This window comes from Hydrogenophilus islandicus, from assembly GCF_054657095.1.
The window spans coordinates 112816-126837 of record NZ_BAAHXE010000001.1 but is presented as its reverse complement, the minus strand read 5'-3'; the positions used below and the strand labels follow the sequence as shown (position 1 = coordinate 126837).

The following is a 14022-nucleotide window of genomic DNA, read 5'->3' as shown; positions in this document are numbered from 1 at the left end:
ACAATGCGTCCCGCCTTCTCTGTGATCTTTCTCACCACGTTGGTCGGTGCGGGGCAGGGGCTCTTTCTGGTGCTCTTTGCCGCGCTTCTTGCTGGATGGATGCTACCGCCCGCCTATCTGATCGCTGCCGGGGTGGTCACGATGGTGCTCCTCGCGGCGGGGCTTTTCGCCTCGTTCTTCCATTTGGGTCATCCCGAACGGGCGTGGCGTGCTGCAACCCGCTGGCGGACCTCGTGGCTGTCGCGCGAGGTGATTGCGTTGCCGCTCTTTGGGATCCTTGTCTTTTTCTGGACCGTCGGCGTTGCGGTGAGTGGCCAACCGAACCTTCTACTTGGTGGTGTCGCCGCGCTCGCTGCACTGGCACTCTACGTCTGCACCGGAATGATCTACGCCGCGATCAAGATCTTGCGCGAATGGTCCCACCCGCTCACGGTGATCAATTTCATCGTGATCGGGCTTTCGTCCGGCGCGCTCCTCGCGGAGGCGCTTGCTGCGTGGTGGGCGCCTGACGCGGTTGAACGCTTCTCCCGGGTCGCGTTGGGGTTGCTCGCTGTCGCGCTCGCGACCCGCGGCTACACCGTCTGGCGCAACCTTCGCCTTCCTCCGTTGTCGCTCGGCCGTGCGCTCAACGTTCACCACACGCGCATTCGCCAGATCGGGCAGGGGGCGATGGCGGGGTCGTTCAACACCCGGGAGTTTTTCCACGGGCAGAGCGAGGAGCGGGTTGGCCAGATTCGCTGGGCTGCGCTCCTTGCCGGGTTCGTGATCCCGCTCCTCCTCGTTGCCTTGGGTGCGCCGGCGCTCATTGTCTTCGTCATCCACTACGGTGGCTTGCTCGCGGAACGGTGGTACTTCTTTGCCGAAGCGAAGCACCCGCAAAACCTCTACTACCAGTCGGTCGGCTAAGTCGCGTACCCTTCCTCTTTTGGAGTTGTCGCCCGCGCTTGACTCGTGCGGGCTTTTTTATTCCTGCGGATGAGGGAAATTGCTCAAGGGAGGGTGATGCGCTCGAGAAAACGCGCCCGCAACAACAGGCGGCGCGCCTCGGGGTCGGGGCTATCGCGGAACGGTTCGCGGGTGTGGAGGATGTTGTCTCCGATCAATCCCATCCCCGCTTCGAGCCGGGCGGTAACCACGTAAGCGTTGTCGGCGTCCTCCAAGAGGGCAAAGAGGGCCTCTTTCGCGGCTTGGACGTTGGGTCGATCGGCCCAGACGACGTTGCGTTTCCGTGCGGTGTAGCGGGTAATGAGCGCAACGCCGCCGTCGGGTAACCGCTCGAAGCGGAAGACCGGCCCGACCGACGCGCCGCGTGGGTTACCGTCATAGTCTCGCCCAGGGGGAATCGTCATCGCGTCGGGCTCGAAGAGGGCGAGTGCGAGTTCAGGGTCTTGGTCAAAGAGCAGCCAGAGCGCGATGCGCGGATCGAGCAGGCGATTCTCACCGCCTGAAAGGGCGGGGCGCAGCGCGTGGAGCATCAGACTCCGGACGGTCCGCTCCGGCGGGTTGTAGTAGCCGTCGGTATGCCACTGGATCGGGCGATCAGTGTAGGGGATGTAGTGCGCCCGCTCCCCCTCGTGATGGACGGTGATGGGGGTAATGCCGTCATCGTCGCTCAGGAGATTGTCGTCGAGCGTCGCAAGGCCAAAAACAGCTCCCACCGAGCGAACCCACGCTTTGGCAGTAGCGAGCGTCACCGGTTGGCGGCAGGAGTAGAAGGCGAAACGGTAGCGAGCCAGGCGTGCAGCGAGGGCGTCGATCTCGCACCGTGTGAGCTTGAGCGGATCGGCGACCTCGACGACCAGCCGTTCGGGGGTCAACCCACAGTACGCGAAAGGGGCGCACTGCCGGATCGGCGCAAGGTAGCGGCTCAGCTCTTCGCGGGTCGGGACCACGGGTTACTCGTTCATCATTTTCCAGTAGAGGTATTTCATCATCGCGGCGCTGCCGAGGATGATGCCGGCAAGCGTGAGGAACGAACCCAACGCGAGCGTCGAGACACCGGTGATCCCTTGCCCAAAGGTGCACCCCATCCCCATCACGCCGCCGACCCCCATCAACACCGCGCCGACGACATGGTTGATGAAATCGGCGCGGTTGGCAAACCACTCGACGCGGAAAGTGCGGCTCGCGATCGCGTAGAGAAAAGAGCCGACGATCACCCCGACAAGCACCATGATGCCGACATTGATGCGCTGCAGCTCAGAGGGGGCGGTCAGGTAGTGGAGCAGGTCCCCCGCTGGCGCAATGAAGGTCATCGACTGTGTATTGACCCGGCTGGGGGTCACATCGGCAAATTCGGCGTACTCGCGCCAGCTGCTTCCGGTCGTGCTGCTCCCCGTGAGCCACCAGAGAAAGGCGACGGCAAGGCCGATGATCACCCCCGCGGCGCCGAGCTCGCGGTTGGCGCGGAACTCTCGGTCCTTCACGGCGAAGAGGAGAAAGAGCGCCGCAACGAGGAGCGCGATCAGGTCGTGGGCGACCCCCTTCTGGCCAGTGAGGAGCTGCCCAAGCTCTTGTGACCCTGAGGAGAGGGTGACGGTGGCGCGGCCGACCCAGGGTTCAATCAGCGTCGCATAGCCTCCGCCCCAGACGAGCGCGTAGGAGGTCGCCGCGATGATTGCTAGAACCACCACCGATTTGAGGTTCCCGCCGCCGATGCGGACCGCGGTCTTGTTGCCGCAGCCACCGGCGATCGTCATGCCGACGCCGAAGAGGAGGCCGCCGAGGAGATGGCGAAGCCAGTTGAATTGGCCGTTGCGGTAGGGGGGGAAGACCCCTTCGTCGAGATTGACCCCCTGGAAGCGCTCGAGGAGGAGGGTTGCGACGATCGCCACCGCAATCGCGAGAAACCAGGAGCGGAGGCGGGAGAGCTCCCCCATGTTGATCCAGTCTGAAACGGCCCCCATCGTGCAAAAGTGGCTCCGCGCAGCCACAACTCCGACGGTGACTCCTGCGCCCAGTGCGCCAGTGAGAACGGTGTGGTGGATCGTCCATTCCATAGGGGTGCTCTCCGGTCGGGGGGTCAGATGAAGAGGGTGATGTCCGCTTCCCCAGCAAATTCAAAAAAGGTCGCAGCGCCGCCATACTCGATGCCGTCGATGAAGTCGCGCTTCGGGTTCATGTCGAAGAGTTCGACGGTCATCTGACAGGCGATGAAGCGCACCTCGAGCTCCTGACAGAGGGCGCGCAGCTCCTCAAGCGACGCCACCCCTTTCTTCTTGATCATGCTCTTCATCATCGTCGTCGCCATCGCCTCCATCCCCGGGAGGGCTTGGACCAGCACGGGCATCGGGACAGGCATCGGCATCGCGGGGTTCGCCAAGGGGCTCACGCGGATTTCGCTGAGATCTTTTTTGAGGAGTTGCAGCCCGTAGAAGGTAAAGAAGATCGCCACCTCATAACCGAGCGAGGCTGCAGTCGAAGCGAGGATGAAAGGGGGGTAGGCCCAATCGAGGGTCCCCTTCGAGGCGATCATCGCCAATTTCTTGCTCATAAGCGACTCCTAAAAAAGCCCCCTCTCCCGAGAAAGGGGGCGGTGAAGTGGGCTACCCACCAGGGGATAGACTAGGCCTTTTTGAGGTAGAAGACGTAGGCATTCCCCTCTTGCCCGCTCTCGACCAGCTGGTTCCCGGTCTGTTTGGCGAACGCCTCCATATCCTTGACCGAGCCCGGGTCGGTCGCGATCACCTTGAGAATCTGCCCCGAGGCCATTCCCGAGAGGGTCTTTTTCGTTTTGACGATCGGCATCGGGCAGTTGAGACCGCGGGCGTCGAGTTCCTGATCGAAGTTCATCACTTTCCTCCTAGATATGAAAAAAAACCGTCAGTGCAATGGTCACACGATCATAAGCAGATTTTGATTGCCAATCAATTCCCAAAGGGGAAAAACGATAGTACCCTTTTGGGTAAGGGGGAGTGACCGTTAGTTGGTAGCAACGGGAGCCCCAAGCTATGGTACGGTGATTATTCTATTGTGTCCAGTGGAGAGACAAGATGTACCCCGTCGATGAGCTGGGGCGGTTGCCGTTCGTGCATGCCGTCCGCTACGTGGAAAATGAGTTGCAACCGGTCTTCTGCGCTGTCCCCGTCTTTCCCGATGTCGCCGACGACGAAGAGGTACGCGCCGAAGGGGCGAAGATCTTCATCATTCAACCCAACGACGAGACTGGCTGGGAGCTCGTCTTCATTTCGGGCCCGTTCTTTACCTCCGCCTACGCAGCCCATGAGCGCCTGCTGCCCAGTGATGTTCCTCCTGGCGTTGCCGAATTGAGTTTCATCCCGACGTGGGTCAACGAGGAGTGGTTCGAGCTGCCGGTGCAGGTTTTGATTCAGAAGCTCGCTCAGGCGGCGGAGCTCGAGAATGAGATTCCCGACTACGAAAACGCCCGTCGCCGCCGTGCTCGCCAAGGGACGACCTTTCCCGTCGCCTTCGTCGGCAAGAGAGAGGCCAAGGGGGAATAGCACTCGGCGGACGCAATCGTCGCGGGGTCACCGCGCGGTAAAAAGCCCCCGCTCGACAAACGAGACGGTGGTGTGGCGCGTGACGATGAAGTGGTCGAGGAGCCGCACATCGATCAGCTCCAGCGCCCGTGCGACCCGTTCGGTGATCGCGAGATCTTCGCGACTCGGCTCCTCAAAGCCGCTCGGATGGTTGTGCGCGATGATCACCGCGCTCGCGTTGGCGCTCAAAGCCAGTTTGGCGACTTCGCGCGGATAGACGGTCGCCTCATGGGTGGTGCCGCGAAAGAGGGGTTCGCTGCGGATCAGACGGTGACGCTGGTCCAGCAGCAGCACCAAAAAAAGTTCGTGGGGGAGTCCGCCAATCTGCAGCCGCAACCACTCCTTGACTGCTTGGGGTTTCTCAAACGCGGGGGTTTGGCGCGCCTCCTGCCAGAGCACTCGCCGTGCGAGCTCGACCGCCGCAAGGAGCTGCGCCGTCTTCGCCGGCCCTACACCGGGAAGTTGCGCCAACGCCGCGGGTTCGCTGTGAATCAGCGACGCGATGTCGCCAAAGGTGGTGAGGAGCTCCCGCGCCAGATCAACCGCGCTCTTGCCGCGGACGCCAACCCGTAGGAAAATCGCCAAAAGCTCGGCGTCGCTGAGGTGCTGCGCCCCTTTGGCGAGTAACTTCTCCCGCGGGCGCTCGAGTTCGGGCCAATCGTTGATCGACATTGAAAGCAGAAAAATGGCAGAACTTGGTAATCTTACCGCAAGCGCTCCAGAGGGGCATCCTGCGCCCCCCTTTGTCCGTGGAAAACGGATCGTCGTCGCCGTGACGGGCGGCATTGCCGCGTACAAGGTCTGCGAAGTGGTGCGGCGGCTGGTCGAGCGCGGGGCGGTTGTGGACGTCGTGATGAGTGAAGCGGCGACCCGCTTTGTCACACCGCTCACCTTTCAAGCGCTCTCAGGACGACGCGTCTGGCACGACCTCTGGGGGGGCGAAGCGGACGATGCGATGGCCCATATCGACCTTACGCGGGGCGCGGCGTTAATGGTCGTTGCGCCGGCGACGGCCGATGCCCTCGCGCGCCTGGCGCAGGGGCGGGCCGACGACCTGGTGAGCGCTTTGGCGCTCGCGCGCGATTGCCCCCTGGCGGTGGTGCCGGCCATGAATCGTGCGATGTGGAGTCACCCCGCGACGCAGCGCAACCTCGCGCAGGTTCGTGAGGACGGCGCTGAGGTGTGGGGCCCGGCCTCAGGGGCGCAAGCGTGCGGCGAAGTGGGGGAGGGGCGGATGATCGAAGCAGCGGAGATCGTCCGCGCGATCGAGGCCCAACTCGCCCCCAAGTGGTTCCGTGGCAAACGGGTCGTCCTCACTGCCGGACCGACGCAGGAACCGCTCGACCCGGTGCGGGTGCTCACCAACTTGAGCTCCGGCAAGATGGGATTTGCCCTTGCCGAAGCCTTTGCGATGGCGGGCGCTGAGGTGGTCTTGATCGCTGGTCCTTCGTCGCTCGCAACGCCGTGGGGGGTGCGGCGAATCGACGTCCAGACGGCGTTGGAGATGCGTGACGCGGCGCTTGTCCATGCCCCAGGGGCGGACCTCTTCGTCGGGGTCGCGGCGGTTGCCGACTACCGCCCAGAGCGGGAGGCGCCCCAGAAGATCAAAAAGAGTGCCGAGCGGCTGACGCTCACGCTGGTGCGCAACCCCGATATTCTCGCCGAGGTGGCGGCGCTCCCCAATGGCCCCCTCTGTGTCGGCTTTGCTGCTGAGAGCGAGGCGCTCGATCGCTATGCCGAAGAGAAGCGGCAGCGCAAGGGGCTTGCCCTGGTGGTCGGCAACCTTGCACATGAAGCGCTCGGCCACGACCGCACCCGGGTGGTCCTCTACGACGCCGCCGGCCGTCACCCCTTGCCCCCTGGAGATAAGACAGAAGTAGCGTGGGGGATTCTCGCCCACCTGCGATCGCTGTTGTCGGCTTCAAGTGAAGGAGCAGTACGTGACTGCGCAACGCCCTAAAGTCGCCATTCACTTCCTCGACGAACGGATTCGCGCCCATCCCCCCCATTACGCGTCAGAGGGGGCGGCAGGGCTCGACTTGCGTGCTGCGATCGCGCAACCGATCACCCTTGCGCCCGGGGCGACCGAGCTCATCCCGACCGGGATCGCGATCCACCTCGCCGATCCAACGCTTGCGGCGATGATTCTGCCGCGCTCGGGGTTGGGCCATAAAAGCGGTCTGGTGTTGGGTAACCTTGTGGGGTTGATCGACTCCGATTACCAAGGGGAGATCATGGTGTCGCTCTGGAACCGTGGCGCCAACCCGATCACGATCGAGCCGTTGATGCGCATCGCCCAGCTCGTCGTCGTGCCGGTGGTCCAAGTCGCCTTTGAGGTGGTGGAGTCCTTTGCGCCGACCACACGCGGCGAGGGTGGCTTTGGCAGCACTGGAAGCCGGTAATGGCGTCGCATGCTCCCCGCGCGGGGATCCCTACGGCGGTTCAGGTGGTACTCAGCGACCCGGGGGGGAAGGTCCTTTTTCAGCTTCGTGCCGGCACTGGTTTTTTCGACGGCTTCTGGAGCTTGCCGGGCGGGCACGTCGAACCGGGTGAGTCGCTCCGCGCTGCCGCATGCCGGGAGCTCGCGGAGGAGTTGGGGATTGCGGTGGCCCCAGGGGACCTCGAACCTTTAGGGGCGATCCACCGCTTGTCCGACACCAACCGCATCGAGTTTCTCTTCACCCTCACCCGTTGGCAAGGGGTGCCGAAATGCTGCGAACCGGATCGGGCGGCGAGACTCTGCTGGGCGCCGCGCGCGAATCCCCCTGAACCCCTCGTGCCCTATCTCGCGGCCATCTGGTCGCAGCTCGGGGGGACGTGGCTTTTTGAGCTCGGTTGGTAGCCCCCTCTACTGCGCGATTTTGCACCGCAGCATAATTCGTCTGCTTTTTTTCTTGACAGGGGTCAAAATTCTTATACAATGAATCCATAAGTACATAACCGTAAAACACTTGTTTTTCAACCCCGTTTGGAGTGACGATGAAAAAGTGGTTCTTCGCCGTCGGGCTCTTTCTCTCGGGTGTTCTCGCGTTGGGGGCGGTGAACGCCTTTTTTGAATACACCAACACCACCGAATTTTGTACTTCATGCCACACGATGCAGTGGAACAAGGCGGAGTGGATGGAGACGATCCACTACAAGAATCGGGTCGGTGTTCAAGCCGAATGCGCCGACTGCCATGTCCCCAAACAGTTCTTTCCCAAAGTTGCGGCGAAGATTGTTGCGGTCAAGGACATCTACCACCACCTCGTCGGTACGATCGACACGCAGGAGAAGTTCGAAGCGCACCGCTGGATGATGGCGAACCGCGTCTGGGCGAGGATGAAGGAGACCAACTCCCGCGAATGCCGTACCTGCCACGAGTTTGCCGACATGGATCTTGCAGCGCAGGGGCGCTCCGCGCGACGCAAGCACGAAAACGCGCCAATGGAAGGAAAGACCTGTATCGACTGCCACCAAGGCATTGCCCATCGTCTGCCCAAAGAGCCGCAATCTTGAGCGCGAGTTGACTAAAATGAGAGAGCTTGCATCGTCGGATCGAGGGAGAGGGGGATGAAGCGTCGCCTATTGAAACTGGCAGTCGGAGGTTTACTCCTTTCTTCCGCCGTGGTCCACGCGCTCACGCATGACGAGAAGGCGCTCTTTGAAGCGGCACAATTGGGGGACGCCGAGACGGTACGAGCGCTCCTTGCGCAAGGGGTCTCCCCCAAAACCACAGGCGAGTTCGGCCAAACACCGTTGATGTATGCGGCAGAGAGCGGTGACCTTGCCACCGTCAAAACCCTTTTGGAGGCGGGTGCTGACCTCCATGCCCGGTGCTCGGTAGGCCGGAACGCCCTCTTTTATGCGATCGAGTCGGGTCGGATCGACGTTGCCGCTTACCTGATTGATCGGGGGGCGCGTGTCAATATCAAAACGCGCAGTGGGGAGACGCCACTCGGGATTGCCACGGCACGCGGCTACCACGAACTGATTGGCCTGCTCCTTGCTCGCGGCGCCGACCCCGATAGTGGCGACCGTCACGGGGTGACCCCGCTCATGCGGGCCGCGGCAAAAGGGGATCTGCGGGCGGTCGAGCTCTTGGTGAACGGCGGTGCAGACATCGATTTGCGTGACCGCGACGGCAAAGCGCCGCTCCACTATGCCGCCGAGACGGGGCGGCTGCATGTGGTCCATTGGCTTTTGGACCACGGGGCTCGGGTCGATGTCGTCGATGACGAAGGCGAAACGCCACTGATGTTAGCTGCTGCCAAGGGACATCTCCATACTGCCGAACTCCTCCTCGAACGCGGTGCCGATATCAACCACCAGGATGTCGAGGGGGCTACGCCGCTCATTGCCGCGGCTGATGCAGGGCGGCTCGATCTGGTGAAGTTGCTTGTCGCGCGGGGTGCTGCGCCCGCTGTTCGCACCCGCCATGGCGACGATGCTATCACGATAGCCGAAAAGCGCGGGCATACGGAGCTCGCCGCGTGGTTGCGCGGGCTGCGCTAAGGTCTAGTCAATCGGGGACACTCTCCGGTTGGCGTTTTGAGGGACCCCGCCAAGGGGGGTGTGTTGTGCAACAAGAGGAGAGCAGACGATGAAGCGTTGGAAAGGTGTCGCGTTGGGGGCGGCAGCGGCGCTCGCTTTTGCGGCCGTGCCGCAGGCGCACGCGGTTGAGGTCGACTACGCGCAGGTAGTGAGCAACACCTGTGCGGGCTGCCACGGTCCTAATGGTTCAAGCCATGGACCGGCATCGCCGACAATCGCCGGGATGAATCCGGAAATTTTCATCGAAGCGATGAAAGATTATCGCGAAGGGAAGCGGCCGGGAACGATCATGCCGCGGATCGCGAAAGGGTACAGCGACGAACAGATCAAACTGATGGCCGAGTATTTCGCGAAGCAGCCCTTCCAGCGGTTTGCGCAGCCGTTCGACGCCAAATTGGCCGAAAAAGGGAAGAAACTCCACGAGCGCTATTGTGAGAAGTGTCACGAAGAGGGAGGGAAAGCGAGCGCCGAAGCGGGGATTTTGGCCGGCCAGTGGTCGCCCTACCTCCACTATCAGCTTGAAGATTATCTTGCCGAGAAGCGCGAGTACAAAGAGAGCAACATGAAGAAGCGTCTGGCTGAGTTGCTCGAAAAAGAGGGGCGGGATGGGCTCCAGGCGGTCGTCAACTTCTACGCGAGCCAGAAGTGAGAGGAGGAGTAGCCATGAATCGGATGCATCGTCGTACTTTTTTGCAAGGGTTGGGTGCCGCCGCCGCGGTCGGGGTCGTCGGTGCCCCCTCGTTGGCGTTGGGCGCCGCGAAAAAGGTGGTGATCGTCGGTGGGGGTGCAGGAGGGGCTACGGCAGCCCAATACCTGCGGCGCTACGACCCGTCGATCGAAGTGACTCTGATCGAGCCGAACAAAGAGTACTACACCTGCTTTTTCAGTAACCTGGTGGTTGGCGGGCTGCGGCCGCTCGAGTCGATCCGCCACACTTACGAGGGGCTCGCGAAGCGCGGCGTCAAGGTGGTGCACGATACCGTCACCGCGATCGACGGCGCGGCGAAGACCGTGGTGACGGCGGGTGGCCAGAAGTTCTCTTACGACCGCTGCATTGTCTCGCCGGGGATCCACCTCGTCTACGAGGGGATCGAAGGGTACAGCAAAGAGGCGGAAAAGACGATCCCCCACGCCTGGAAAGCGGGTGAGCAGACCGCGATCCTCGCCAAGCAGCTGCAAGAGATGAAAGACGGTGGGCTTGTGGTGATGGTCGCGCCGCCGAACCCTTACCGTTGTCCCCCCGGGCCCTACGAGCGGGCGTGCTTGATCGCCAACTACCTCAAGCAGCATAAGCCGAAGTCGAAGCTGATCATCCTCGATCCGAAAGAGAAATTCTCCAAGCAGGGGCTCTTTACCGCTGCTTGGCAGAAGCACTACTCCGGCATCGTCGAGCGGCTCGGTCCCGACATGGCGGGGACGAAATTCAAGGTCGATGTCGCGAGTAAAACGGTGAAATCGGATGCGGGCGAGTTCAAGGCAGATGTCCTCAACCTCATCCCGCCGCAGAAAGCCGGCAAGATCGCGCAGGATGCGAACCTCACCGACGACAAGGGGTGGTGCCCGGTGAACCAGCACACCTTCGAATCGAAGCTCGTCCCGGGGGTTCACGTGATTGGCGACGCGGCAATCGCCGGCGCGATGCCTAAGTCCGCCTATGCGGCGAACAGTCAGGCGAAGGTCTGTGCGATGGCCGTTGCGCTGCTACTGAACGGCAAAGACCCGCTCACGCCGGCCTATACCAACACCTGCTATAGCTATGTCACTGGTGATCAAGCGGTTTCGGTGGCGGGGATCTATGAACTCGTCGACGGCGAAATCAAAGAGAAGGCGGGTGGTTTGACCCCTGCTGATGCGCCAGAGGCGATATTGCGTCGCGAGGCGGCCTACGCCGAATCGTGGTACCGCAACATCACTACCGAGATGTTCGGCTGATGATTTTCTTTTATTCCCATTGAGTTGCGCGAGGAGGCGGTTGCGCCTCCTCAAGGATTTTAGTCTTGACATTTCACAATTTCACGATACAATAAATTTTGACGTAGATCAATTTTTTCGCCAATGGAGAGTTCGATGAGTCGAGAGTTAGCGACGAAGATCGGCTTGATTCGCAAGGCACCGGAAAACTTCCTGTCGCCGGAGGAGATCGAAGCGATCAAAAAGGGGCGGCGCGATTTCATCCGCAAAGCGTTTGCCACCGCATCGGCGCTCGCCGCGAGCGCCCCAGTGATCAATGCCTATGGTGAGACCGTTGACCCCGGCAAAGGGGATCCCAACATTCTCAATCTCCCGGAGTGGAGCACCACGCTCGGGATGCCCGTCGCGACCCGCGGGTACGGCCTCCCGTCGAAATATGAGGCGGGGTTGATCCGGCGGCAGAGCCCGGGGCTCACGCAAACGGCGGCCTCGTCGGTTGCTTTTACCCCGCTTCAGGGGACATTCGGGATCATCACCGCGTCGGGGCTGCACTTTGAACGCCACCACCAAGGGTGGCACGATATCGACCCCACCCGCCACCGCTTCATGATCAACGGCCTGGTAAAGACGCCAATGGTCTTTACGATGGACGACCTGCTGCGTCTCCCGTCGGTGTCGCGCATCCATTTCATCGAGTGTGGCGCCAACACCGGCATGGAGTGGGCGAACGTCGCGGTGCCCACCGTCCAATATACCCACGGGATGCTCTCCTGCTCCGAGTTCACCGGCGTGCGCCTGATCGATCTTCTCGAGATGTGTGGCGCCGACCTCAAGAAGGGGCGCTATCTCCTCGCTGAAGGGGCCGACGGTTCGTCGATGACGCGGACGATCCCGATGGAGCTCGTCGAATCGGGCGAAGTCCTCGTCGCCTACGGGATGAATGGCGAAATGATCCGGCCAGAGAACGGCTACCCGTTGCGTCTGGTCGTTCCCGGGGTGCAGGGGGTCAGCTGGGTGAAGTGGCTGCGCCGCGTCGAAGTGGGGGACAAACCCTACGGGACGAAGGACGAAGCGGTGCACTACATCGATCTGATGCCCGATGGGTTGCACCGGCAGTACACCTCGCTTCAAGAGGTGAAGTCGGTGATCACCACCCCGTCGGGCGGGCAGATCCTTCTTGATAAAGGATTTTACAACATCTCCGGCCTCGCCTGGTCGGGACGGGGCAAGATTGTGCGCGTCGATGTCTCGACCGACGGCGGGATCAACTGGCGGCAGGCCCGCCTCGAGCAGCCGGTGCTTCCCAAAGCGCTCACCCGCTTCAATATCGATTGGGTTTGGGATGGCAAGCCGGCGATTCTGCAATCGCGCGCGGTTGATGAGACCGGCCACATTCAGCCGAGTTATGGGCAGTTGCGCAAGGTGCGCGGAACCCGTTCGATCTACCACAACAACGCAATCCAGTCGTGGCTGGTCAGTGAAAATGGCGAGGTGAGCAATGTCCAAGTTCTCTAAATCTCTGATCGCGTTGGCTGCCGCTGTGGCTTGTGGTGCAGCCGTTGCAGCAAAATATGAAGGGATCGGACGGCCGGCCACTCCGGCAGAAGTGAAGGCGTGGGATATCGACGTTCGCCCCGATTTCGTCGGTCTTCCTCCGGGCCGTGGGACGGCCGAAGAGGGGGAGAAGATCTGGCTGCAAAAGTGCGCGATGTGCCACGGTGACTTTGCGGAGTCGAACGAGGTCTTCACCCCGCTGGTTGGTGGGACGACCCAGGAAGATATCCAAACCGGACGGGTGAAGGCGCTCGTGACCGGGTCAGTCCCGCAGCGGACCACGCTGATGAAGGTGGCCACCGTCTCTACCCTTTGGGATTACATCCACCGGGCAATGCCGTGGACCTCGCCGAAGTCGCTAAAATCGGACGAGGTCTATGCGCTCGTTGCTTACCTCCTCAACCTTGCCGAGATCATCCCTGCCGACTTCGAACTCAATCAGGAGACGATCAAGGAGGTGCAGCAGCGCATGCCGAACCGCAACGGAATGACCTGGGACCACGGCATGTGGCCGTGGGGGCCCGGTCTGAAAGGAGGTGGCATCGGCAACGGCGGCAAACCCGACGTGCAGGGCAGCAACTGCATGAAAGATTGTAAGAAAGAGGTGGTGATCGCATCGAACCTCCCCGAGTTTGCGTGGGACGCCCACGGCAACCTCAAGGAGCAGAACCGGATCGTCGGTCCCGTTCGCGGCAAGGAGATTTCGGAAGCGGCCAAAGCTGAGTCGCAAACAGCGAGTGGGAAGCAGCAGTCGATGCTCGAACTCGCCAAGCTCAAAGGGTGCACGGCGTGCCACGGGGTGGACAAGGCGATTGTCGGCCCCGCGTACAAGGATGTCGCGGCGAAATATGCCGGGAAGCCCGACGCGGTTGACTATTTGGCGAAGAAAATCAAAAATGGTGGCGCGGGTGTGTGGGGCAACGTCCCGATGCCTCCGCACCCTGCGCTCTCAGAAGAGGAGCTCCGCGCACTGGCTCAGTGGGTGGTGAACGGAGCTACGGTGGAGTAACTCCAAACTGGTTGGTTGGCAAAGGAGAAGCAGCATGCAACGTCGTGAAGTGTTGAAAGCAGGTGTTGGGTTGGGCCTCTTTGGGGCGCTTGTGACCAGTGGTTTCGTGCAGCCGCGTTCTGCACTTGCCGCGCGGCAGATGGAAAACGCCTTCCAGGCCAAGAAGCTCGATGAGGCGCTGAAGGCGCTGGGGGCCGAAGGGGCACAAGAGAATGCGAGCGTGGTCCTCACCGCTCCCGATATCGCCGAAAACGGCGCGGTGGTGCCGATGGATATCGAAAGTAAGCTCCCCAACACCGAAGCGATCGCGCTCTTTATCGAAAAGAACCCCAACCCGCTCGCGGCGGTCTTCCACCTGACGCCCGATGCGCTGCCGCGTGTGAAGACCCGCGTGAAGATGGGGCAAAGCTCAGATGTGATCGCGGTGGTCAAAGCGGGCGGCAAATACTACATGACCAAGAAAGAGGTCAAGGTGACGCTGGGTGGTTGCGGCGGTTAATCGTTGATGTTGAATCA

17 protein-coding genes are annotated in these 14022 nt (G+C 61.7%); 12 read left to right on the top strand and 5 right to left on the bottom strand.

Annotated elements, in window-relative coordinates; genetic code table 11:
* Positions 1 to 3 precede the first annotated feature (3 nt).
* Complete coding sequence (locus tag ACYQ6T_RS00625; protein ID WP_459826410.1) at positions 4 to 906, top strand: dimethyl sulfoxide reductase anchor subunit family protein; 903 nt, start codon at positions 4 to 6, stop codon at positions 904 to 906.
* 83 nt (positions 907 to 989) lie between these two features.
* Here the strand turns inward: ACYQ6T_RS00625 and ACYQ6T_RS00620 are convergent, their stop codons facing one another.
* From ACYQ6T_RS00620 to ACYQ6T_RS00605, 4 genes are all read right to left on the bottom strand, one after another.
* Positions 990 to 1892: a TauD/TfdA family dioxygenase gene (locus ACYQ6T_RS00620; protein WP_459826408.1), complete on the bottom strand. Its 903-nt coding sequence runs from the start codon at positions 1890 to 1892 to the stop codon at positions 990 to 992.
* A gap of 3 nt (positions 1893 to 1895) precedes the next feature.
* Positions 1896 to 2999, bottom strand: a complete 1104-nt coding sequence (locus ACYQ6T_RS00615; protein ID WP_459826406.1) for a YeeE/YedE family protein — start codon at positions 2997 to 2999, stop codon at positions 1896 to 1898.
* Positions 3000 to 3022: 23 nt separating this feature from the next.
* A complete protein-coding gene (gene dsrE2 / locus ACYQ6T_RS00610; RefSeq protein WP_459826404.1) occupies positions 3023 to 3493 on the bottom strand; it encodes a sulfur carrier protein DsrE2 in 471 nt (156 codons plus the stop codon).
* Between the two features lie 71 nt (positions 3494 to 3564).
* On the bottom strand, positions 3565 to 3795 hold the full coding sequence (locus ACYQ6T_RS00605; RefSeq protein WP_459826403.1) for a sulfurtransferase TusA family protein: 231 nt from the start codon (positions 3793 to 3795) through the stop codon (positions 3565 to 3567).
* 197 nt (positions 3796 to 3992) lie between these two features.
* Between ACYQ6T_RS00605 and ACYQ6T_RS00600 the strand changes: the two genes are divergently transcribed.
* Positions 3993 to 4460, top strand: a complete 468-nt coding sequence (locus tag ACYQ6T_RS00600) for a hypothetical protein (RefSeq protein ID WP_459826401.1) — start codon at positions 3993 to 3995, stop codon at positions 4458 to 4460.
* 27 nt (positions 4461 to 4487) lie between these two features.
* Here the strand turns inward: ACYQ6T_RS00600 and radC are convergent, their stop codons facing one another.
* On the bottom strand, positions 4488 to 5171 hold the full coding sequence (gene radC / locus ACYQ6T_RS00595; protein ID WP_459826399.1) for a RadC family protein: 684 nt from the start codon (positions 5169 to 5171) through the stop codon (positions 4488 to 4490).
* A gap of 13 nt (positions 5172 to 5184) precedes the next feature.
* Between radC and coaBC the strand changes: the two genes are divergently transcribed.
* From coaBC to soxY, 10 genes are all read left to right on the top strand, one after another.
* Positions 5185 to 6459, top strand: a complete 1275-nt coding sequence (coaBC, locus tag ACYQ6T_RS00590; protein WP_459826397.1) for a bifunctional phosphopantothenoylcysteine decarboxylase/phosphopantothenate--cysteine ligase CoaBC — start codon at positions 5185 to 5187, stop codon at positions 6457 to 6459.
* A gap of 7 nt (positions 6460 to 6466) precedes the next feature.
* Positions 6467 to 6901 (top strand): dUTP diphosphatase, encoded by a 435-nt coding sequence (gene dut, locus ACYQ6T_RS00585; RefSeq protein ID WP_459826540.1) that lies wholly within the window; start codon positions 6467 to 6469, stop codon positions 6899 to 6901.
* Entirely contained in the window at positions 6901 to 7341 is a 441-nt protein-coding gene (locus ACYQ6T_RS00580) for an NUDIX domain-containing protein (protein WP_459826395.1), read from the top strand. The genes dut and ACYQ6T_RS00580 overlap by 1 nt, the downstream gene beginning before the upstream one ends.
* A gap of 137 nt (positions 7342 to 7478) precedes the next feature.
* A complete protein-coding gene (locus ACYQ6T_RS00575; protein ID WP_459826393.1) occupies positions 7479 to 7997 on the top strand; it encodes a NapC/NirT family cytochrome c in 519 nt (172 codons plus the stop codon).
* Positions 7998 to 8051: 54 nt separating this feature from the next.
* The gene (locus ACYQ6T_RS00570; protein ID WP_459826391.1) at positions 8052 to 8993 is read left to right on the top strand and encodes an ankyrin repeat domain-containing protein; all 942 of its coding nucleotides are present in this window, start codon (positions 8052 to 8054) and stop codon (positions 8991 to 8993) included.
* A gap of 88 nt (positions 8994 to 9081) precedes the next feature.
* Positions 9082 to 9681: a c-type cytochrome gene (locus ACYQ6T_RS00565; RefSeq protein WP_459826389.1), complete on the top strand. Its 600-nt coding sequence runs from the start codon at positions 9082 to 9084 to the stop codon at positions 9679 to 9681.
* Positions 9682 to 9695: 14 nt separating this feature from the next.
* Positions 9696 to 10964, top strand: a complete 1269-nt coding sequence (locus ACYQ6T_RS00560) for an FCSD flavin-binding domain-containing protein (RefSeq protein ID WP_459826387.1) — start codon at positions 9696 to 9698, stop codon at positions 10962 to 10964.
* A 135-nt stretch (positions 10965 to 11099) separates the two neighbouring features.
* Positions 11100 to 12458: a sulfite dehydrogenase gene (gene soxC, locus ACYQ6T_RS00555; protein ID WP_459826385.1), complete on the top strand. Its 1359-nt coding sequence runs from the start codon at positions 11100 to 11102 to the stop codon at positions 12456 to 12458.
* Positions 12442 to 13506 carry a c-type cytochrome gene (locus ACYQ6T_RS00550; protein ID WP_459826383.1) on the top strand — a complete coding sequence of 355 codons (1065 nt, stop codon included), beginning with the start codon at positions 12442 to 12444 and terminating at the stop codon, positions 13504 to 13506. The genes soxC and ACYQ6T_RS00550 overlap by 17 nt, the downstream gene beginning before the upstream one ends.
* Positions 13507 to 13540: 34 nt before the next feature.
* A complete protein-coding gene (soxY, locus tag ACYQ6T_RS00545) occupies positions 13541 to 14005 on the top strand; it encodes a thiosulfate oxidation carrier protein SoxY (RefSeq protein WP_459826382.1) in 465 nt (154 codons plus the stop codon).
* The last annotated feature ends 17 nt before the right edge of the window (positions 14006 to 14022 follow it).